Raw genomic sequence first — 21,280 nt, 5'->3', positions numbered from 1 at the left:
GTGGTGATTGCTGTTCGTTAAACATTCGGTAATTTAAATTTTAAAATCATGGAAAGCGCAATTAACAAAGTAGTATTAAGCGGATTTGCTGGTGCAGATGCAGACTTCAAAAATCTGTCAGGAAACCAAAAAGTGGCAAAAGTAAACCTAGCCGTTAACGAGTATTTCAAAAATTCGTTGTGAGAAGAAGTAGAGAAAACACAATGGTTTAATTTAACCTTTTGGAATGCCAAAGCCGAATTGGCCTTGGCTCAAATTAAAAAAGGGACGAAAATTACCATCGAAGGCAGATTGCAAACAGGCAGTTATGAAGCAAAAGATGGCTCAAAAAGATTTACAACAGATATTGTGGTAAGTGATTTGGTTGTAAAAGAGATAGCTGTAACCAATTAAAATATATGAACTGAAATGTCGATTGCTGTAAATCGGCATTTCATTTTGCTCATTATAACTTTATTGATGTGCCAAAATAAAAGTTTATGGCTGCGGCTGGATTATAGAATCGATTTCCTACTGCATTTAGATCATTGCCTAAGCTATATCTTTCGTTAAAAACATTATTAATACCAGTAAAAAAATCAGCATTAATTTTACCAATCTTTACTTTCGTGATTCCACTTTTCAGTTCTACCACATTGTATTTACCAGCAAACGCGGCATTACTATCATTAAGCGGTATGGCCGAAGTGTAGTTATGTTGCGCAAAAAAGTATAAACCTTTTTTAAATTCAACAAGCAAGCTGCTTAACAATACGTTTGCAGGAACGCCAGTTAATCTGTTTCCTGAAAAATTAGTATTTCCATTCTGAAAATCTTTAAATCGGAAACGATTATAAGTGTAATTGCTTCTAACCTGAATGCCACTTATTAAAAAGCTACTGTTTTTAAAAACCCAAATAGAGCTTTCCAATTCAACACCCTGTTGTTTGGTTCCTCCAGCATTTATAAAATACTCCGTATCATTCGCATTTAACCTTCTAACAATGGCATCTTGTAAATCGAACTGAAAAATATTGGCGTTCGCATAAAAGCGATTATTCTTACTGTTAAAGCGCAATCCTGCTTCATAATTCCAGCCAAGTTCGGCTTGCAAATTATTGTTAATGTTGTTGTCTGATGATCGAACTTCGGCAATGGTTGGCGGCGAATAGCCTTTACTTATTGATGCCCGCAGTGAGAGTGCTTGACTTAATAGATACGATGCCGCAATTTTTGGCATCAACTGGTTAGCAAACTTCCGCTTCTGCATCGAAATAGGAGCGGGGTAAAAACTTTCGTATTTGTAATTGAAAAAGTTAATGCTCGAAGCGAGCTCAATTAATAGCTTTCGATTGATATCAAAATTAATTCTTGCAAAAACAAAATCTTGGTTCGCTTTTAGCCAATCAGCGGCTTGCAGAGCAGCAGTTTCTCCAGCATTGTTATCGAAATTTTTAACTTGTGTCTTAGTGCTCGAATTTTCTATGCCAAGCTGTGCATTAAATCTAAAGTTTTGTTTTGAATGAGCATATTCCAAAAACGTTCTTAAGCCTAATGTGCTTTCATATCGTTTTTCATAGTTGGTAATAAAAGGATTTTTGAAATCGGTATACGATGTAAAAATTGAAATAACATGCTTGAAGTTTTCGTTTATTTGATAGGTATTGGTTAATCCGGCCAGTGCTGTTTTGTTGAAAATTCCAGCTTGTTGTGTTATTGCTCCAGGAAGTGTTGCTGTTGCCGGCCTCGCCAGCTGTGGATTTTGCTCCATTTGTTGCAAAGTTAATCCTCCTGGTGTGCTATAATTTAAGTCGCTATAAAACGCAAAAAATTTCAAACTCCCATTTTTGCTATAATCTAGCTGATGCGAAGTTTGTATAAACTTTCTGTTCATCTGACTATTTTGCCGATACCCATCACTACGCTGGTAACCTTGAAAAATGCTGAAATTATAATTTTTAAACCTGCGCTGAATTTTAGCTGTTTGATGAAATAAACCATAAGATCCAGCAGTTAACGAAGCTTCAACATTGTTTTGATCTACATTAGCTGAGGAAATTAAAATGGCCCCACCCGTATTTGCTCCAAAAATATTTGCTTCGGGTCCTTTATATATTTCAACCGACTGTATTGCCAAAGGATCAACTGCATTTAAATAGGTATTTCCACCAGCATCGGTAAGCGGAAGTTCATCAATATAAATTTTAATATTCCTGATGCCAAATGGCGAACGGAGTAAACTTCCACGTAATGATAAACGATAACTTCCTGGTGAGCGCTCTTCCATCCGTACACCTGTAACAGAATTGAACGCACTTACCAATGAAGAATTCTGTTGATATTTGAGTTGATTACTATCTAATGTGTTAACAGCAGATACCGATCTTAATAAGGGTTGAGTATTGTAATAACCTTTAACGGTAACTTCGTTAAGTTTTTTTACTGTATCAACTGGAGTGATTTGTGCAAAAACCTGAAAGGTAAAAAGTGCGAAAAATAAAAATAGAGCTGATTTCAATATTGTGTGTTTGGAATAAAAAAAACGCAGATAAAGCATAAAACTAAACTTTAATCTGCGATTCTAACTGTGAATTTAATTTATTTACTTGGCGGCTACTCTCCAAACCACTCCGCTCACATCATCAGCAACCAAAATAGCGCCATCTGGGGTTTGGGTAACGCCAACCGGTCTGCCGTAAACTTCTGCTTTATCTACATCAGCAATAAAACCAGTTAAAAAATCTTCGGGTTTTCCTGTAGGTTTGCCATCTTTAAATGGAACAAAAATAACTTTATAACCAGCCAGTGCAGAACGGTTCCATGAACCATGCTGACCAACGAACGCACCACCTTGGTATTTAGATGGAAATTTGTTGCCTTTGTAAAAAGCTAAACCTAATGATGCCGTATGTGAACCAACTGCAACATCGGGAACAAGCGTTTTCTTAACCAGCTCTGGATTTTTGCCTTTTAATCTAGGATCTTCATTTTGACCAAAATAAGCATAAGGCCAACCATAAAATCCTCCAGGTTTAACACTTGTAATGTAATCTGGAACCAAATCATCTCCTAAACCATCACGCTCATTAACAGCCGTCCAAAGCATATTTGTACCAGGTGCCCAATCTACACCAACTGGATTACGTAAACCACTTGCGTAAATTTTTTCACCTGTTCCATCTGGATTTATTTCTAAAATATTCGCTCTTCTTACCTCATTCTCCATACCATTTTCACCCACATTACTTCCCGAGCCAACGGTAATATAAATTTTGCTTTTATCAGCATTGGTAATTAAATTTCTGGTCCAATGGTTATTGTATCCTCCAGCTGGCAAACTCAAAATCTTTTTACCGGTGCTCAATATTTTAGTATCTCCGGTTTTGTATGGATACTGCCAAAGGCCGTCGGTATTGGCTACATAAAAAGAATTGCCAATTATGGTTACTCCATAAGGTTGGTTTAGACCAGATAAAAATGTGGTTTTAATTTCTGCAACGCCATCCTTATCTGCATCGCGATACAATAAAATAGTATTGGCACTTGCACCAGAAACTTCAGATTTTGATTTTCCGGTAACGGCGTTGGCCACTTTTTCTTTTGTACTGCGTTCAGAATTGCTTAACACAATCAGTACATCGCCATTTGGCGCTATGTAGGTATTCCGCGGACTTTTTATATTAGTTGCGAATTTGCTCACTACAAAGCCTTCGGGCGCTGTTGGCATTTTATTTTCAGGCCAGCCAATTACCTTGCTAAATTTATCTTTCGCGGCTGTAGTATCTGGAGCAGGCAAATTTACCTGCTCATTTTCTGTACTTATTGTGGTAGAGTCGCCCTGTTTTTCGGCCGTTTTGTTAGATTGACAGCCGAATAAAGCTGTGGCTGAAAATAAAGTAGCGTAAAGGATCTGATTTTTCATGATTTAATATTTTTGAGAAAAGGGATAGGTTTCACGAAAAATATAACATAAAATACATGGAGATGTTTTTGATAAAACAAACTTGATTGATGAGCATGTCTTTGAAAATGATTTTTACTTCCAAGGTAAATGATATTTAAAATAACAATCATTCCCAATTTATTTAGAAATCTTTATGCTGTTTATACAAGGCATTAAGATTCACACCTTCTCTGAAATGAAGGTTGAACGATATATTTCTTTCTTATTATAATTTTCTACTTTCGAAACAACCTCATAAATCCATCTCAAGCATTTTTCGTTTTTTCGTTAAATTCAAATAGTGTATTATATAATTCTATCCCCTTAAAACCTTTGCTTTTTCAACATCAAATTCTTCTTGCGATAAAATGCCTGCATCTAACAACTCTTTCAAATCGAGCAAAGCTTGCTTTTTACTGGCCATATCGTTATGGGTAGGTTCGGTTGTTTGTTGTGCAGGAGCTTTAACTGGATCGGTTGTAATATTTGATGGGCCAAATTTTAGCAGCAGTTCCGTAATTTCGTTAAAGCCTTTAATATTCGAATAGTCGATTGCTTTTTGCTCCTTCACATTTACGATTGTTGGATCTGCAGATTTTTCCAATAAAAATTTTACCACATCTTTTTTGCCATTTGCAGCAGCGTAATGTAAAGCTGTGTTACCACTTTCATCTTGAATATCTACATCAGCACCTTTTTCTAGTAGTAATTTCAACATATTTAAATGACCACTTTTAGCCGCTACGTGTAACATGCTTTCGCCACCATATTCATAAGAATTATTGAAAGAAAAACTTGCCGTGATTGAGATGTTATTTGCTGTTTCTACCCATTCCAGGTAAGAATACATCGAGTCGTCATTGTTAGATAATGGTTTCGCATAATTAACATTAACACCATGACTTAAAAACAATTCCACAATCTCCTTCTGATTGTTAGCACAAGCATACCAAATAGGAGAGAGGCCATTTTTTGAAGATACAAAGACATCTGCACCTTTATCGACCAAAATTTTGGTGAGCATTCGGTTCGAATCGTAGCAAGCAATTAACAATGCAGATTCACCTTGATGATTAACGTGATTAATATTTCCGCCATTTTCTAAGATCAAATCAACCATCGGTGTGTTTTTAGATTTTACTGCAAAGATTAATGGAGAATTCCCTTCTTTATCAGTGGTATTGATGTTGGCACCATGATTTAATAGCATTTGTACCACTTCTTTGTTTCTAAAACTGGCTGCAATTAATAATGGCGTTTGTGCTTCATTATTTTCCTTATCCACTTCCAGGCCTTTTTTCAATAGTTTTTCTAAAACCTCAATTTGACCATTTTCAGCAGTAATGTGAAGCAAGCTATTCCCTTTATAATCGTTAATATCAATTTTTGCACCTTGATCTAATAAATAAAGTGCTGTTTGTTTCTGTTTCTGTAAGCAAGCAAAGTAAAATGGTGTTTCACCAGCATGATCGGCATAATCTAAATCGGCACCTTCATTGATGAGCATTTGAACAAGGTCCAAATAGCCCCGGTGTGCCGCATAGTGCAAAGCTGTTCTTCCTTTCTCATCAGTATAACCAATTTCAACTTCTTTATTTGCCAGTAAAAGTTCGGCTATTTTCCTCTTGCCGCTCTCGCAGGCAATTATAAATGACATCGACATAATTCTTATCTGTTAAGCTTGTTTCATTAAAAGTTCTACTGTTTTTATTTTGTGATTATCATCTGAAGCGAGCATCATTGGTGTTTGATCATGGTCATTGGTGATGCTGGCATCGGCACCATTTTCGAGCAAAAGTTTCACCTTGCGGTAAGTTTCTTTGGCCTTATCGTGGTCTTCATTCACGTTATAAGCACAAATTTTATGTAATAAAGTGTTACCTTTTTCGTCTTGCACATTTATATCGATAAAACCAGTTTCTAAAATTGCCTGAATAACTTCTAGAGATTTTCCAGCGGCCATGTCTATAGTTGTTTTTTGTTCACCATAACGATTACAAGCCAGATGTAAATCTGCACCATCATTAATCAGTTGCTTTATAATAGCTTGGTTTGTTTCCATGCTATCAAAATTAATTTCCGTTACGTAATTAAACAAAGCTGTTTGTCCAATACCATTGATTTCATTTAAATTTGGTGAGGCATATTCGCTTAGTTTTAAATAAGCTTTCAGGTCGTGATTCCAGATAATGGCATAATAAAATGCATTATTCCCATCATGATCAATATGATTTGGGTCGGCGCCGTTGGCTAAAAGTACATCAATAAAAAAGGGCTTTCTAAATTTAAGTGCGGAAATCAGTGCGGTTTCATTCTTGATATTTGGTGCATCAACATTTAAACCCATTTGTGCCAGTGGCTTGATGTAATGATGCATACATTCAATATATTGATCACCACCCAATCCGTGTGGTGCATTGACCTTCACCAATTGATGAATGATGTTTTCATCTTCGTGATTAGTGAAACTGATATCGCAACCATAATTAACAAGCGTTTGGATGTTGCTTAAACTTGCTCCTCGAAGAAATGCATAGCTCAATAATGTTTCACCTTTTATTTCATCGTTTATGTTGCTGAAATGACCAATGAATGTATCAAAAAAGGCGTTTATATCATCATCAATTTTTCTATAATTAAAGATAACATCAAAGAAACTGTGGTCGAATGAATCATATTCATAAATATCAGTTTCGATTATTTTATTTTCCACAAAGAGATGCAGGATGTCGAATTGCTTTTCTTCAATTAAAATTTCCATAAGCATTGCTTTTACCTGAATGTGAATATTTGATGGAAGTTTCTCGCCGTTTGCAAGTACAGCAAGTGTATTTGTAAAATCTCGGTTTCTTATGGTTTCTTCTAATGTCATCGAGCGTTTTTCATTAATAGTTCAACAGTTTTTGTTTTTAAATTATCATCAGATGCAAGCATTAGAGCTGTTTTATCCTGATCATTTGTAGCAGAAACATCTGCATCGTTTTCAATTAAAAGCTTAGCTTTTTTATAAAGTTCTTTGGCTTTTTCGGCATCGTAGTTTACGTTTTGTGCACATACTTTGTGCAACAAGGTATTTCCTTTATCATCACATCTATTTATATCTACTTTACCAGACTTTAAAATAGCTTCTAAAATGGACGCTGGTTTTTCAGCGATTAAATCTAGTGGTGTAGTTTCAGTGCTGTAATAAATGCTAGGCTGGTAAAGGTCTGCACCATCATCGAGCAATTTAATTAGTAAGGTACATTCAGTATCCGAATGATACATCATCCTTACATATTCGAATAATAAAGTAACCTGATTTTTATTTAAAATTTCGAATTGCGGTAATGTAAAATTCCGCATAATGGTATACATTTCAAGGCTTTGCAAATGCGCTACTGCATAAAAGAAAGCCGAATCTCCTGTTTTATCCAAATGATTGGGATTGGCTCCATTTTCCAGCAGGAAAGAAATAAAGTGTGTTTTGTTGGACTCAACAGCATTAATTAAAGGCGTTTTTTCCACGATGTTCTGCGCATCAATATCCAAACCCTCTTTTAACAATATATCGATATAATTTAAATGAAGTTTGTGCAACTGGTTTTCATCTAAATCGAATCTTTTTTGGTTATTCTTTACCACTTGGTGGATGTAGCTTTCTTCTGCGTTGTTTTTGAAATTTACATCACAGCCAGCATCAATTAAAATTTGAATGAGCTCAATTGGTACCAATTTTTCAAAGAAATAACCTAGCAGGGTTTGGGTAGAAACTTCATCATTTAGGTTATCGAATTTGGAAATGAAGTCCTTAAAAAATATCAAACCTTTTTCATCCGCTTTTAAATACTTCACCACCGTTTGAAATATACTTCTATCAAAATTTTCAAATTCGTAAATGTCTGTTTCGATGGTTTTATCCTGAATTAAATGAAAAATAATTTCGTATTGTTCATTGCGGAAAAGATGATCAAAGATTTGAGACTTTTGATGTGATTGCAAGGTTTTTGAAAGTTTTTCGCCTGCTATAAGTCTGCTAGATGCTTCGGCAAAATTGCCTGTGTTGAAAAGTTGTTCTAAAGTTTGCTCACTCATATTTATTAATCGTTGGTTATCCTGTCAACTTCTTTTAATAACAAACGTAAATGGGCTGGAGATGTTCATGTATCAAGCCAAAAAATATTTAATTAGTGTTAATTATTTAAGTTAAACAGTAAAAATATTAGGGGCTGATTTTTTGGAGGGAAGTGCTGATGTAAATGTAGAAAAAAATATGAAATAGAATAATTTTCTTTAAAAAAGCCGAACTAATCATCTTTATAAAACCATTAATAACATTACAATGTTCCTTAATTCATTCGATTATTTTATCTTTAGGCGATTTAAAAAAACTCGGTTTGCAATCTTAATCGAGATAATATTTAACCTTTTAAAGCAAAATCAATTTAAACATGTCAAATACATCAAAAATTATCTATACCAAAACCGACGAGGCGCCAATGTTGGCTACTTATTCACTTTTACCTATTGTACAAGCTTTTACCGCTTCAGCGGGTATTGATGTAGAAACCAGAGATATTTCTTTAGCAGGAAGAATTTTGGCAAACTTTCCTGAGTATTTAATAGACGATCAAAAAGTTGGTGATGCATTAGCTGAACTTGGTGGATTAGCCACTACGCCAGAAGCAAACATCATCAAATTACCAAATATATCAGCATCTATTCCGCAATTGGTAGATGCCATTACTGAATTACAATCGCAAGGTTATGCGTTACCAAATTACCCTGATAATGCGCAAACTGAAGAAGAAAAAGCGATAAAAGCAAAATATTCGAAAGTATTAGGCTCGGCGGTTAACCCTGTTTTACGTGAAGGAAATTCAGATCGTAGGGCACCAAAAGCGGTTAAAAATTATGCTAAACAAAACCCACACTCAATGGGCACATGGTCGGCAGATTCTAAAACCAAAGTGGCCAGCATGACAGAAGGCGATTTCTATGGTTCAGAAAAATCGACAACAATTGCTGAAGCTTCACAATTTAAAATTGAGTTTGTGGCAGCAGATGGTGCAATCACAGAATTGAAAGGTTTATCTCCACTCAAAGCTGGAGAGGTGATCGATTCATCAGCTTTGAGTTTATCAGCATTGAAAACTTTCGTTGCTAAAGAAATTCAGGAAGCAAAAGCTGCTGGTGTTTTATTATCTGCGCACTTAAAGGCAACAATGATGAAAGTTTCAGATCCGATTATTTTCGGTGCCATTGTTGAAGTTTATTTTGCTGATGTTTTTACTAAATACGCTGATCTTTTTAAAGAACTAAATATTGATACACGCAATGGTTTAGGTGATGTTTATGCAAAAATTGCAGGCAATCCGAAACAAGCAGAAGTAGAAGCTGCATTGGCTGCCGCAATTGAAAACGGACCAGCTTTAGCCATGGTAAATTCTGATAAGGGAATTACCAACCTGCATGTGCCAAGTGATGTAATTGTTGATGCTTCGATGCCTGCAATGATTCGTACTTCGGGCCAAATGTGGAACAAAGATGGTAAACCAGAAGATACGATTGCTTTAATTCCTGATCGTTCTTACGCTGGCGTTTACACCGCAACAATTGATGATTGTAAAACGAATGGTGCTTTTGATGTGACTACGATAGGCTCGGTTCCAAACGTGGGCTTGATGGCGCAAAAAGCTGAAGAATATGGTTCACATGACAAGACCTTTCAAGCAGTTGCAAATGGAACAATTCGCGTTACTGATGCCGATGGGAAAGTTTTCTTCGATCAAAAAGTAGAAAAAGGCGATATTTTCCGCATGTGCCAAACTAAAGATGCACCCATTCAAGATTGGGTGAAATTAGCCGTAAATAGAGCTCGTTTATCTGAAACACCTGCAGTTTTCTGGTTAGATGAAAACAGAGCACACGATAGAGAAATTATTGCTAAAGTGAATCAATATTTAAAAGATCATGATACTGAAGGTTTGGATATTCGCATTCTTGCTCCAATCGAAGCCACTAAATTTACTTTAGAACGTATTCGTAAAGGTGAGGATACAATTTCTGTAACTGGTAACGTATTGCGTGATTACCTGACAGATTTATTCCCAATTTTGGAATTAGGTACTTCGGCGAAAATGCTTTCTATTGTTCCGTTAATGAATGGGGGTGGATTATTCGAAACTGGTGCTGGTGGTTCTGCTCCAAAACACATTGAGCAATTTATTCACGAAGGTTATTTACGTTGGGATTCTTTAGGTGAGTTTTTAGCACTACAGGCATCGTTAGAGCATTTATCTCAAACTCAAAATAATAGTAAGGCGCAAGTTTTAGCTGATGCATTGGACGAAGCGAATGCAAAATTCCTGGCAACAGATAAATCTCCTGGTCGGAAATTAGGTACTATTGATAACCGTGGTTCTCATTTCTATTTAGCATTATATTGGGCTGAAGCTTTAGCAGCGCAAACTAAAGATGCAGAATTGCAAGCAAGGTTTGCACCTTTGGCAAAAGCATTAACCGAAAATGAAACAAAAATTACGGAAGAGTTAATTAGCACACAAGGCAAAGCCCAAGAAATTGGTGGCTATTATCATCCTAATGATGAGTTAGCAGGAAAAGCAATGCGTCCAAGTGATACATTAAATGCTGCTTTAGCTGCGTTATAGTAAAAGATTTATTAGTGTTAAATCCCCGGTTGATTCATTTCAGCCGGGGATTTTGATTTTTATCTGTCATTAGAGCAATTAATTATCATATAAAATAAATTAGTTTGCAAATATTTAACAAAAAAAATGGGCAACCTACCAGATTGCCCATTTTTCTTAATCAATATTATTTCTAATAAGCACCTAGGTAAAAGCTTCCTGATTGGTTTTTTAACTTAGCACCTTTGGTAATCGTTTTAGTTTTGTAATTGATTACATATAAGTTTCCATCAATTCCATTTGGTGACAATGGAACATAAACGTTATCGCCAGCTAAACCAATATTTTGAAATTGACCGAATGTACCTGTTAAAACTTTTCCGCCGTTTTGCGCTGCGGTAAGGCCCGAATAGCCAGCATCAGTTTGTTTTTCAGTTGCTAATCTCGTAGCTGTTCTGGCATTCAAATCTATCAAAGCCAGGTAACCACCTTGAACTCCGGTTTCAGTGAAAAGAACAATACCCACACCATCTTTAATATATTTCCAGGCGCTAATTGCAACATTGTTAGCGGTACCTAAAGCGGTTTTTAAATTGAAATTATAGCTATTATCATATTCATTAGTAGATGCGTTGATACGTAAAATCTGTGAACCAGAAGTTGCAGTAGCTTGATAAATATTTCCATCTGTGCCCACATATTGGGTCATGGTACGATAAGAGTGATTGTTAACTCTACTTAAACTAGGATCTGCATAAATTAATTTTGGATTGCTTAAAGAAGGATAATCTACAACCAACGTTGCGGTACCCAATTCTCTGGTTCCGGCACTCCAGGTTTGAGCCGTTCCGGCTTCATTAATACCCGATTTTTTGGTAACATCCGTTCTGCTCAAATTACAGCCAATAAAAATTTTAGTTTTCGCTGCATTTAATACGGGAACGTCGATACGGCCAATTTGATATCCTGCCTTAGTTTGTGCTGCAGTAAAAGGAATCGTAAATTCTGTTTGACGCGTAATTTGTGGATCATTTAAGTTTAGTACTGCAATTTTAGCAGTGCTTTTAACATCAACAAAATCAGCACCTGCACCTGTAGTTGGTGCACTTGTAATTACCGACGATGCAAACACCCCAATTCCAATGCCATCTGCCGCCACAACCCAACGAGGGGCAGTACCAAGAATTGGCTCTGTATTCACTTCTTCACGGGTATCAACAAAATTTTTGTCGCCCTCTACTTTATATTTATTAAAAATACCGCCATCTGTTCCAGTATATTGGATATTGTATAGGAAATTTCCATTTGCCGATCCCTGAACACGAGCAGTACGTTGAGACCTTAAGCCATAACCGTTTGTAAAAACATTGACTTCGAAATTGGGATTTATAGCCTGCTCCGGTGTAATTGCATAAGCCATTGTACCTCCATTACCTGCTGTGCCTTCTGCATCAGGAAAAGCAGCCGTAAGGGTAATGTATTTTCTTGCCCATACATCTGGACCTGAAACTCCAGTTTCTGGATTCTCGCTACCACTTTTTTTGCAGCCCACTAGAGCGCTAAGGGCTAATGCAGATCCAAATAATGCGGTTTTTAATAAATTAGTTTTCATATTATTACTTATTTAAAATTATTTATAGTGTAGTTTAATTTGAAATAAAAGGCTCTTCCAGGTCTTTGAACACCGAAATTGTCGTATACTTCTGCATTTAGCATGTTTTTACAATCCAAACTCGCCACTAGTTTTCCGTTCGGAAAGCGGTAACTGGCGCCTAAATCATGAGTAAATTGATTGGGTGTTGTAAACCATTCCGATTCAATCCAGATGGTACTGAATGAGGCAACATATCCAGCATTATAATACACGTTCATTGCAGATTTCTTTTGAAAAACATTGTTGAAACGGTATTGAATATTTCCATTCACGGTGAAAAAAGGTTCATTGGGAACTTGTTTGTTGTATAAACTATTTGGATTTCCCCGCTCATCGAGCTCAACTTTGTAGAGCGAATTGAACTTTGAAAAATTAATCATAGCATTTAGCTTGTTATCGAAGATATAGTTTACTTCAGCTTCAAAACCTATAGATTGTGTTTTAGATAGATTTACAAATTGAGTTACCTGAATATCCTCCACCTGGTTTTCCCGTCCCTCTATTACTGGGTCGATTCGGGTTTGTTGAATAATTTTGTCGTAACCATTTCTCCAAAAAGCATTGCCATATAAAGAGAATTTATGCTGGTTTGATGTAGCAAAATTGTATCGTCCGCCTATGTTGTAATTAACCGCCAGCTCTGGCAAAATATTGGGGTTAGCCAGTAAATTATTTTCTGGCTCTCCATAAATATGTCTATCAGTAGGCATGATAAAAGATTTTTCTGCTGATAAAATCAAAAATCCGTTGCGGATAGCTTCATATGAAAGTGTTCCTCCAAATCCTTTATTGTCTCTTGTAGTGCTGGTGTTTTGATAAATCAATGAACCATTTACCTCGCTTATTGGCCTATTCTGGTCGGTTTTATAAATGGCATATTTGCCAAAAATGTTGGTTTTAAGTTTGCCGTTGAAGAGATCTGATTCATAATTCATCGCAAAAATATTTGTGGTTAAACCATTTAGTGTGATCCATCGGCTTCGTTCAGGAATAAGAAGATCTTGATCGTTACGATCGGATTTTTCGAACTTATGATTTAATGAGACACGGTGACCGGAAACAATTGTATAAGCCAAATTCGAACGGATGTTGGAAATTTTACGTTCAATGTTACTCATCACAGCAACACCTTGCTGGCCTTGCCCCGGACTATAACCATAGGTTTCAGGTGGACCTTCAGAATTTTTAACCAATAGCGTTCCGTCCCAATTGTAGCGTATACTTACCGTATCCTCTAAATATGTGCTTCTTCTGCTATGAACTGCATTAATGGTAAGTGCCAATCCATTCAGTAAAAAGTTGTTTTTATTGTAATTTAAACTAAAAACATGTGCCTGATATTCGTTAAACCTCCCGAAGTAGGGTTTTGTCATGGTTATCCCATGAGGAATTTGTTTATATGAATCTGAAATATTGTAGCCAACGAAAAACTGATCTGCCCATTTCACATTGGTGAAACCAGCCTCGAAACGTCCGCCAATTGTTTCAAATTCATCGTTTGGGCGTTTAGTACGGTAGTTTCTTACAATTCTTCCACCAGGTAAAGTGTATTTCGAAAATTTACCCCACATTTCATAGTTATTATCAGAATGACTGTAAAACCCTGATGCTCTTGCCGTAAAACCATTTTTTTGATTGCGGTACAAAGCACTTACATCAGCCCTGTAAGTATTGAACGAGCCATAAGAAACCGCGGCAGTAACATTATTGGCAGATGCATCCTTTTTCATAATAACATTGATGGCGCCACCAATATAATTTCCACTCAAATGTGAAGGTAGTACACCTTTGTATACCTCAATGCGCTCAATCATAGAAGGAGGGATGTTATTCAAATTGAAAGAAGAACCATAGGTTGATATTTCGATTCCATCCAAAAACAAACCAATTGTACTGCCCGACATGCCATTTAGGTTATATTCTATTGGCGATCCTTCGCCACCATTTTGACGAACCCTTACGCCAACAGCCCTGTCTAAAAGTTCGTTGGTAGTAAGATTTCTTAATGATGCTTCTTTGGTTTCTATAATAGACATTGCAAAGCCACTGGTTTCCATTTTTCGCTTTTCGGTTTTGCCAGATACGCTAACATCCTGTAAATTCCGATCAACTACTTCCTTAACCTTGGCATTATAGGTAACTGCCGGAGCATTAATTGTTAGGGTTTGAATTTTACTTTGCGATATTACAGAACTTACCGTTACGGTGTAAGTACCATATTTTAAATCCCTAATTTCATATTTCCCCTGTTCATCAGTCATTGTACTGCGACTAAGCTCTTTAATACTTATCGTTGCACCATCCATTGGCAGGCCACTAATATTTGTGATCTTGCCCGATAGAACACCTGTTTGTGCACAAACTGTAAGAGAAATGAAAAGGAAAAAAATGGATAGTAGCGTTATCTTCATCGATTGTGTAACTTTTTTAAGTTCTTCTTTAGAATAGGTCTTAATAAGAATAACTTTGCGCAAAGATATAATCTGAATATGACGCAATCAGAAGAAATAGTAACGCTAAAAGGAGAATCTCAACAAATTGTAGAAAGTGTATTCCTGTATAATAAAAACATGGAAACCAGCTACAGAACTTCAATTGAAGATCGTACCAAAATCGAAATCAGGTTGAATCATCCGGATGCGACAGCAGAAGTAACTTTTCAAATGATTTTTGTACTCAAAGGAAAAGTACAGGTTAGCCGATTTGGTTCGAAAGATGTTTTTTTCGAAATCAATAGTCACCAGCATAATTTTTGCCGCTTGCCTTTTAAAACAACCCGAATGTTGGTTAACACGACTGATGATATGTTATGTATTAACATCAGCAGTGCATTTTTGAAACGGTTTTTACCAAGTGAGCATGCCGCTTACCAACAGTTGTTTAGTAATGATTTAATCAACAATCCTGTAGCGCTATCGGAAATCAACATGCAGATAACGCCTGAAATTAGTGCCATTCTTCAAAAGCTAAGTCATTCTACTGAGAGTGCTTTTTCCGATCGGCTGCTACTCGAATCAAAAGCCATTGAACTTTTTGCGCTTCAGGTTGCAGAATTTGAGCAACTGAAAGATAATGAAGCACCTATAAAACTCAAAAAAATTGAGATGGAACGTATGCATGAAGTTCGCGAAATTTTAATTAATCAGGCAGGAGACCAGCTTTCTTTACGGGCACTCGCTCTGTTGGTGGGTACAAATGAATTCAACTTAAAAAGAGATTTCAAGGCACTGTTTGGGAATACCGTTTTTGCATATCTTATTCAACATAAAATGGAAAAAGCCAAATTGATGTTAATAGATGAAGATATTACTGTTTCCGAAATTGCAAAAAGAATGGGATATAAACATGCTACCCATTTTACCAGTGCTTTTAAAAAGTACTTTGGTTTCTTGCCCAACAAAATTAAAACTGGTAAACTATCAATATTAATTTTCTTCGATGATTTTATTGCTTTATTAGAAAACCTCAATTTTATGGTAATTTAAAATCCAATTATAAAGCTCAATCTGCAAACCATACGTTACTAGTTTTGTTATATGTTTATAAATCTAACAGGAGATAATACCATGGAAAATAGCGAAAATAAAGGATCACAAGATAAAATACATAGCACAACAGAAAATCCTGAAATTAATAAGGAAAACCTTGCTTTCGACAAAGTTAAAGGAAGCTATGAACTGGATGTGAAAGGAACTGATAAGGATTACGATCATCCGATGGGTTACGAAACGGTGGCCGCTGGCGCTAAAGATGATGATTCTACTTATGACGAGGCAAATCCTTACGTAGGTGATGAATATGCTCGTAATGAAGAAGTTGCCGAAGATAATTTAGAAGAACTTGGTATGCATGTAGATAACGGTGAAAGTGTTCGGTTAAATCCCGAAGATGAAATTTTGGCCCGTACACCAGAAGATAACCGTGATGATTTAGATGAAGAGGGTTATCCGATTAATGATGCGCCCGAAAAATAATAAATTGCCTGAATATTCAGGGTAGATTTGACGAGACAACCATTTATAAAGAAGCAGGACTATTTGTTTAATCCTGCTTTTTTTTGGTATTCTAGGATAGGGCCAACAACTTCTGGATGTTTTCTCTCCAAATTGTTCTATTGTTTACCACAAATTTCTCCTGAACACCATCTTTTAGAACTACTTTCAAACCATTCGGAATTAACCCTAAAGTATTGTAAGAAATAATTTCCTGAATATCCGCTGTGTTGATTTTAAAGGTTTGATTTTGGATGTTGAGTTGATGTGATTTAAATTCCAGACGATCTTTTAAAAGATAAAGCTTACCACCTACAGCCTCTGCGTTTTTAAAATAATTTGCACCACCTGAATAAATAATGTCGCTTTCTGCAATGCCTTCAAGTGTAGTTTGTTCATTTACTTTTTTAGAATTGATGAATAAATACATCATTAAGCCCCAAAGTATACCAGTAACCGGACCTGCAACCAATGCGTACCAAATCCCATTTGTAAAGGCTATGAATGCTCCAAACAATAAAGCGAAACCGATCGATGCTATAATTAAGGCTTTTACAGTCGTTTTTCTGTCTGTTGTTATCATTTAAGGGTTGATATCTAAATTAAATCTTTTGCGTAATTCATCGAGTTTTGGATTTTTATTAACCAAATAATCGTATTTCTCCCGATTGCCATATAACCTGTTTTCTATTTTTCGTTCCACCTGTTTAAAGGTGATGTCAACCCCAAAATTTTGAAGTTCATTTCTTAAATAGTTCATTAATTCTACCGATTCTTGAACGATTAATTGTTCTTGTGTTTTACTTTCTACAGAAATTTCAATTAATGTAGGATTGATTAATGTAGGTGCAAAATTATTTAAGATGGTAAATAGATTAATTTTATCGGCGTTTTTAAGTATTTGAATGTAACTGTTCCAAACTTCCAACAACCTGTCATAACTGAATGGCTGCCTGGCTTCTCCGGTAACTGTTTTTGGTTTTCCGTCGTCTTCTCCGCTTGCTAATCGTTCTAAATCATTCAGCGATGGAATTAATGTGCCAACATTTTTTTTAGGAATATTAATGCTGATGGATGTAACAGATGGAATGCTGGGCTTTGGAGATTCTTTAGGTATTTCTTCTGCGGAAATGTTAGTTGCTAACTCACCTTGAGGTTTATTTGAGGCAATCGGCGCAGGGTTTTCTTTTTCAACGTTTAACTTTGAATTTTCAACTTCATGAGCTTTTTCAGCTACGACATTAGTTTTTTTTTTATCCTGATCTCCGTCAGTTGCTGTGTTACTCGTGTTTAAAGGTTGCTGTGCTAAATGTACCACCGATCGGATATGGCACATTTTTATGAGTGCCAATTCTACCTGCAAACGCTGGTTTTTAGAATTTTTGTAATTTAAATCGCAGGTATTGGCCAGGTTCAATGCAGTTAACAAAAACGAAAGTTCTGTTTGTCGGCATTGATCTAAGTATTTTTGTTTGATGTTTTCACTAACCTCTAATAGCTTAATAGTTGCCGCATCTTTTCCAACCAATAAATTGCGGAAGTGGGTAGCTAAACCATTAATAAAGTTGTTTCCATCAAAACCATTATTCAAAATTTCATCAAACAACAACAAAGTCTGACTTACTTCTGCAGCAGTTAAATGTGAGGTAAGTTTAAAGAAATAATCGTAATCTAGAATATTTAAATTATCTATTACTGCTTTGTAAGTAATGTTTTTGTTTGCATAACTGGCAATCTGATCGAACATAGAAAGCGCATCACGCAAACCGCCATCTGCTTTTTGAGCGATGATATGTAAACCATCACTCTCAAAAGCAATATTTTCACGTTGAGCGATAGCAGCCAAGTGACTCGATATATCTTCAACCTGAATGCGGTTGAAATCAAAAATTTGACAACGAGATAAAATCGTTGGCAAAATTTTATGTTTTTCAGTAGTCGCTAAAATAAAAATAGCGTAAGATGGTGGTTCTTCCAGGGTTTTCAAAAAGGCATTAAATGCACTTTGAGATAACATGTGAACCTCATCGATAATATAAATTTTGTATTTTCCTGCTTGTGGCGGTATGCGTACCTGCTCAATTAAGCTACGAATATCATCAACAGAGTTGTTCGAGGCAGCATCCAATTCGTGGACATTAAAAGAGTGTCCATTTTGAAAAGAAAGGCAGTTGTCGCAAGTTCCGCAAGCTTCCATATCGGCTGTAGGATTAGTACAGTTAATGGTTTTAGCCAAAATACGGGCACAAGTGGTTTTACCAACACCCCGAGGACCGCAGAATAAAAATGCTTGGGCTAGCTGATTGTTTTTGATGGCATTTTTTAACGTGCCTGTAATATGCTGTTGTCCAACTACGGTTTCAAACGTGGCTGGACGATACTTACGGGCAGAAACGATAAAATTTTCCATCGGCACGAAAATAGGAAAAATTTAGATGTTGTGTTGTTGAAAAATGGGAATGTTGAAAAGTTGACTATTTGCTCAATTGCATCACTTTATCAAGCAAAGGAGGCAATCCATTATCTAGTATTTTATCATTATCCCAAAAACTCATAACGCAACTCACATAATTTTCTCTTACTTTATCTGCAAGATAATACGCAATTAGGCTTTTGCCTCCAGAGGTTTTCACCGCAAGATTGGTAAGTCCGGTAAAACCATAAACGACTTTTATGGCAGTTGTGGGTGTATTTTCAAAAAGCACCTTCACTTCCTCTTTAGAAATAATTATAAGTCCTTTTTTTAATCCGGTTACCGCCAATTGAGTTTGTATGGTTTTGTTTGCACTTGCTAAGTTTTTATGTAACGACCAATTCATTTCACCTAAATAGGGGCACTGAACTGTATTTACATTAGTCCAGTAACAAGTATTGCTTAACTGAATTTTTCGTCCTACAAAATCAATGCTGTCGATTCGGTTATCTTCAAAAACATTCATCGGAATTTTATCCTCTAAAATGAGGGAGATAAGTTCATGCTCAAAATCCCGGCTTGGATTATCAAAGTAGCTAAAGCAAATCACCGTGATCATTTTTTGTTTATCTTCAATAAAATAATAGGAGGATATAGCATCTAAACTATCCGTTATTTTTTTGCTTTTAGTAATATGTATGTTATTGTAAGCTAAGCCACTATCTTTCAGTTTTTGATCTTCGTTTGTGATCGAATATTTTCGATACACAAATTTTAAATCTTTATCCGTAAAAGAATTGGTAAAGGTTTGGCTGGTAAAATCAATCCCATCTACATTATAATAGGTTACTGATCTATTGTTTACAGCTTTGAGTCTTTTGATGTAATCATCTTTTTCTTGCGATAACGCAACAAACGGCATTAAAAATAGGAGTAATATAGATGATTTTAACATTTCAGGATATTTGCGGTAATATAAGCAAATAGAAATATTTTTTATTTGATTATTTAATTATTGATTTCAGCTCATTTCTATATTCGGATGCGCTTTTTCCGGTAAACTCGTGAAAAATTTTATTGAAGTGGCTAAAGTTATTAAAACCACTCTCGAGCGAAATGGCTGTAATACTGACATGTTTTTCTGCCAAAAGCTTGGAGGCATGTACTACGCGATATTCGTTAACAAACCTGGTAAAGGTTTTCTTGGTTATTTTTTTAAAATATCTACAAAATGAAGGTACGGTCATTGCCGACATTTCAGCTATCTCATCTAAGCTAATAGATTCCTGATAGTGATCTTTAACGTAGTTAAAAATCATATTAATCCGATCATTGTCCTGTATCTGCATTTCCATCGAGAAGCCAGAAGCATTCAAAATGGTAAAATCTTTCGATGAATCTAATGCCTTTAATACTGATAGTAGGGTAATCAATTTCTCAAATGGTTGCTGATCTGCCATGGCTTCGATATGGCTGCCAATAGCCTTTTTAGTTTTTTCACCGAAAGCAATTCCGCCTTTTGCTTTATTAAATAATTCTTTAACAAATTTATTTTCCTGTAGTTCGATAAAATCGCGGCCTAAAAAGTCAGCTTTGAATTGGATAACCGTTTCGTTTTTATTGCCTGTATTGGTATCAGTGAAACCGCAATGCGGCAAATTACTGCCTACTAAAATTAAATCACCATCGGTATAATACGATACGTGACTTCCAATTTGTCGCTTTCCTGAACCTCCATTTACAAAAACCATTTCAATTTCTGGATGATAATGCCAAACATGTGCCTTATTATTTTCGTTTTCAATGTATTTTGAATAATAAAATGAACTACCAAACGATGGTTCGACAACTTCAAAGCTTGGTTTTAAGGTTTTCATGACAATTTAATGTTAATTCAGGGTTAAATAATGTGCTTAATTGATGGTTCGGTTTAAAATTAATGATACTAGAGGTAATTTTACATATATATCTGAAAATATAGTGTAATTCTTATGTGTTTTCTTGTTGTAATTTAGCAGTATAAAATATTTACACACATATTAATTGATTTAGTTATGAAAAAGTTCTTTAAAATCGGTTTAATTGCTGCCTTATCATTCACAGTGTCTTTTGCACAAGCAAATGATAATGAATTTTCATTAAAAGTTAAAAATGAGAAGCAGAAATCAGTAAGTTTTTTAATGAGAAACAATAAAGAATTTAATTTTTCTGTTTTTGCTGATAATAATGATTTACTTTTTGAGCAAAAATTTATGGGTACTTCAGGATTAACTAAAACTTACGATTTAAGCGCACTTCCTGATGGCGTGTACGCTGTTAAAGTTGAATCGGGAAATACAATAGCTGAATATGCGGTTAAAATTGCAAACAATAAGGCTCAAATTTCGAACACTAAAGTAACCGAGATAATTAAGCCTAAAATTACAAAGGTTAAAGACTTGATTACACTTGATTATCAGGTAAAAGATAATATGCCAATTGAAGTTGCTGTATTTAATGAAAGAAATGATGAGCTTTATTCTCAAATATTTAAAGATAGATCGAAATTGATCAAAAAGTTTAATATTGGTAAAGCTGATGGAGATTCGTTAACATTTGTGGTGAAACACAATAATGAATCATTTACCAACACCATACAAACTCGCTAAGACTAAAACAATAAACCAAACT

At 35.5% G+C, this 21,280-nt stretch carries 16 protein-coding genes and 1 pseudogene; 6 read left to right on the top strand and 11 right to left on the bottom strand.

What is annotated here, in order from left to right; translation table 11 throughout:
• Positions 1–48 precede the first annotated feature (48 nt).
• Both LUA91_RS20765 and LUA91_RS20760 read left to right on the top strand, forming a co-directional pair.
• Positions 49–183, top strand: coding sequence for a single-stranded DNA-binding protein (locus tag LUA91_RS20765; RefSeq protein WP_370633629.1), 135 nt, complete (start codon positions 49–51; stop codon positions 181–183).
• Positions 184–198: 15 nt separating this feature from the next.
• Positions 199–393: pseudogene (locus LUA91_RS20760) on the top strand (single-stranded DNA-binding protein); the annotation flags it as partial.
• 52 nt (positions 394–445) lie between these two features.
• Here the strand turns inward: LUA91_RS20760 and LUA91_RS11725 are convergent.
• The 5 genes from LUA91_RS11725 to LUA91_RS11705 all read right to left on the bottom strand — a co-directional run bounded on the left by LUA91_RS11725 (position 446) and on the right by LUA91_RS11705 (position 7,996).
• The gene (locus LUA91_RS11725; protein ID WP_231426238.1) at positions 446–2,497 is read right to left on the bottom strand and encodes a TonB-dependent receptor; all 2,052 of its coding nucleotides are present in this window, start codon (positions 2,495–2,497) and stop codon (positions 446–448) included.
• Between the two features lie 84 nt (positions 2,498–2,581).
• Positions 2,582–3,901, bottom strand: a complete 1,320-nt coding sequence (locus tag LUA91_RS11720; protein WP_231426237.1) for a sorbosone dehydrogenase family protein — start codon at positions 3,899–3,901, stop codon at positions 2,582–2,584.
• 337 nt (positions 3,902–4,238) lie between these two features.
• On the bottom strand, positions 4,239–5,579 hold the full coding sequence (locus tag LUA91_RS11715; RefSeq protein WP_231426236.1) for an ankyrin repeat domain-containing protein: 1,341 nt from the start codon (positions 5,577–5,579) through the stop codon (positions 4,239–4,241).
• A gap of 18 nt (positions 5,580–5,597) precedes the next feature.
• Positions 5,598–6,794 (bottom strand): ankyrin repeat domain-containing protein, encoded by a 1,197-nt coding sequence (locus tag LUA91_RS11710; protein WP_231426235.1) that lies wholly within the window; start codon positions 6,792–6,794, stop codon positions 5,598–5,600.
• Complete coding sequence (locus LUA91_RS11705; protein ID WP_231426234.1) at positions 6,791–7,996, bottom strand: ankyrin repeat domain-containing protein; 1,206 nt, start codon at positions 7,994–7,996, stop codon at positions 6,791–6,793. The genes LUA91_RS11710 and LUA91_RS11705 overlap by 4 nt, the downstream gene beginning before the upstream one ends.
• Positions 7,997–8,352: 356 nt before the next feature.
• Here LUA91_RS11705 and LUA91_RS11700 point away from each other — a divergent pair, with 356 nt between their 5' ends.
• Complete coding sequence (locus LUA91_RS11700) at positions 8,353–10,572, top strand: NADP-dependent isocitrate dehydrogenase (protein WP_231426233.1); 2,220 nt, start codon at positions 8,353–8,355, stop codon at positions 10,570–10,572.
• A gap of 172 nt (positions 10,573–10,744) precedes the next feature.
• Here LUA91_RS11700 and LUA91_RS11695 read toward each other — a convergent pair whose 3' ends face one another.
• Positions 10,745–12,163, bottom strand: a complete 1,419-nt coding sequence (locus LUA91_RS11695) for a hypothetical protein (protein ID WP_231426232.1) — start codon at positions 12,161–12,163, stop codon at positions 10,745–10,747.
• Positions 12,164–12,171: 8 nt separating this feature from the next.
• Positions 12,172–14,616: a TonB-dependent receptor plug domain-containing protein gene (locus tag LUA91_RS11690; protein WP_231426231.1), complete on the bottom strand. Its 2,445-nt coding sequence runs from the start codon at positions 14,614–14,616 to the stop codon at positions 12,172–12,174.
• A 78-nt stretch (positions 14,617–14,694) separates the two neighbouring features.
• Here LUA91_RS11690 and LUA91_RS11685 point away from each other — a divergent pair, with 78 nt between their 5' ends.
• Positions 14,695–15,690, top strand: coding sequence for an AraC family transcriptional regulator (locus tag LUA91_RS11685; RefSeq protein WP_231426230.1), 996 nt, complete (start codon positions 14,695–14,697; stop codon positions 15,688–15,690).
• Positions 15,691–15,741: 51 nt separating this feature from the next.
• Positions 15,742–16,179, top strand: a complete 438-nt coding sequence (locus tag LUA91_RS11680; protein WP_231426229.1) for a hypothetical protein — start codon at positions 15,742–15,744, stop codon at positions 16,177–16,179.
• A gap of 91 nt (positions 16,180–16,270) precedes the next feature.
• On the opposite strand, the gene LUA91_RS11675 is transcribed toward LUA91_RS11680, so the two are convergent.
• From LUA91_RS11675 to LUA91_RS11660, 4 genes are all read right to left on the bottom strand, one after another.
• Positions 16,271–16,780 carry a hypothetical protein gene (locus tag LUA91_RS11675; RefSeq protein WP_231426228.1) on the bottom strand — a complete coding sequence of 170 codons (510 nt, stop codon included), beginning with the start codon at positions 16,778–16,780 and terminating at the stop codon, positions 16,271–16,273.
• On the bottom strand, positions 16,781–18,607 hold the full coding sequence (locus tag LUA91_RS11670; protein WP_231426227.1) for a DNA polymerase III subunit gamma/tau: 1,827 nt from the start codon (positions 18,605–18,607) through the stop codon (positions 16,781–16,783). It lies immediately after the preceding gene.
• Between the two features lie 64 nt (positions 18,608–18,671).
• Positions 18,672–19,565, bottom strand: coding sequence for a hypothetical protein (locus LUA91_RS11665; protein ID WP_231426226.1), 894 nt, complete (start codon positions 19,563–19,565; stop codon positions 18,672–18,674).
• A 49-nt stretch (positions 19,566–19,614) separates the two neighbouring features.
• The gene (locus tag LUA91_RS11660; protein WP_231426225.1) at positions 19,615–20,487 is read right to left on the bottom strand and encodes an AraC family transcriptional regulator; all 873 of its coding nucleotides are present in this window, start codon (positions 20,485–20,487) and stop codon (positions 19,615–19,617) included.
• A gap of 177 nt (positions 20,488–20,664) precedes the next feature.
• Here LUA91_RS11660 and LUA91_RS11655 point away from each other — a divergent pair, with 177 nt between their 5' ends.
• Positions 20,665–21,258: a hypothetical protein gene (locus LUA91_RS11655; protein ID WP_231426224.1), complete on the top strand. Its 594-nt coding sequence runs from the start codon at positions 20,665–20,667 to the stop codon at positions 21,256–21,258.
• Positions 21,259–21,280: the final 22 nt, after the last annotated feature.

Source organism: Pedobacter sp. Leaf250, assembly GCF_920984735.1.
Taxonomy (GTDB): Bacteria; Bacteroidota; Bacteroidia; order Sphingobacteriales; family Sphingobacteriaceae; genus Pedobacter.
Note: the sequence above shows the minus strand (reverse complement) of the source record. Positions and strands in the feature narration are given on the sequence as shown.

Excerpts from the sequence above, each read along its gene's own strand:
- LUA91_RS11675 (WP_231426228.1), bottom strand. The coding sequence starts at position 16,780 with ATGATAACAACAGACAGAAAAACGACTGTAAAAGCCTTAATTATAGCA.
- LUA91_RS11705 (WP_231426234.1), bottom strand. The coding sequence starts at position 7,996 with ATGAGTGAGCAAACTTTAGAACAACTTTTCAACACAGGCAATTTTGCC.
- LUA91_RS11685 (WP_231426230.1), top strand. The coding sequence starts at position 14,695 with ATGACGCAATCAGAAGAAATAGTAACGCTAAAAGGAGAATCTCAACAA.
- LUA91_RS11720 (WP_231426237.1), bottom strand. The coding sequence starts at position 3,901 with ATGAAAAATCAGATCCTTTACGCTACTTTATTTTCAGCCACAGCTTTA.
- LUA91_RS20765 (WP_370633629.1), top strand. The coding sequence starts at position 49 with ATGGAAAGCGCAATTAACAAAGTAGTATTAAGCGGATTTGCTGGTGCA.
- LUA91_RS11710 (WP_231426235.1), bottom strand. The coding sequence starts at position 6,794 with ATGACATTAGAAGAAACCATAAGAAACCGAGATTTTACAAATACACTT.
- LUA91_RS11665 (WP_231426226.1), bottom strand. The coding sequence starts at position 19,565 with ATGTTAAAATCATCTATATTACTCCTATTTTTAATGCCGTTTGTTGCG.
- LUA91_RS11655 (WP_231426224.1), top strand. The coding sequence starts at position 20,665 with ATGAAAAAGTTCTTTAAAATCGGTTTAATTGCTGCCTTATCATTCACA.
- LUA91_RS11690 (WP_231426231.1), bottom strand. The coding sequence starts at position 14,616 with ATGAAGATAACGCTACTATCCATTTTTTTCCTTTTCATTTCTCTTACA.
- LUA91_RS11715 (WP_231426236.1), bottom strand. The coding sequence starts at position 5,579 with ATGTCATTTATAATTGCCTGCGAGAGCGGCAAGAGGAAAATAGCCGAA.
- LUA91_RS11660 (WP_231426225.1), bottom strand. The coding sequence starts at position 20,487 with ATGAAAACCTTAAAACCAAGCTTTGAAGTTGTCGAACCATCGTTTGGT.
- LUA91_RS11670 (WP_231426227.1), bottom strand. The coding sequence starts at position 18,607 with ATGGAAAATTTTATCGTTTCTGCCCGTAAGTATCGTCCAGCCACGTTT.
- LUA91_RS11680 (WP_231426229.1), top strand. The coding sequence starts at position 15,742 with ATGTTTATAAATCTAACAGGAGATAATACCATGGAAAATAGCGAAAAT.
- LUA91_RS11695 (WP_231426232.1), bottom strand. The coding sequence starts at position 12,163 with ATGAAAACTAATTTATTAAAAACCGCATTATTTGGATCTGCATTAGCC.
- LUA91_RS11700 (WP_231426233.1), top strand. The coding sequence starts at position 8,353 with ATGTCAAATACATCAAAAATTATCTATACCAAAACCGACGAGGCGCCA.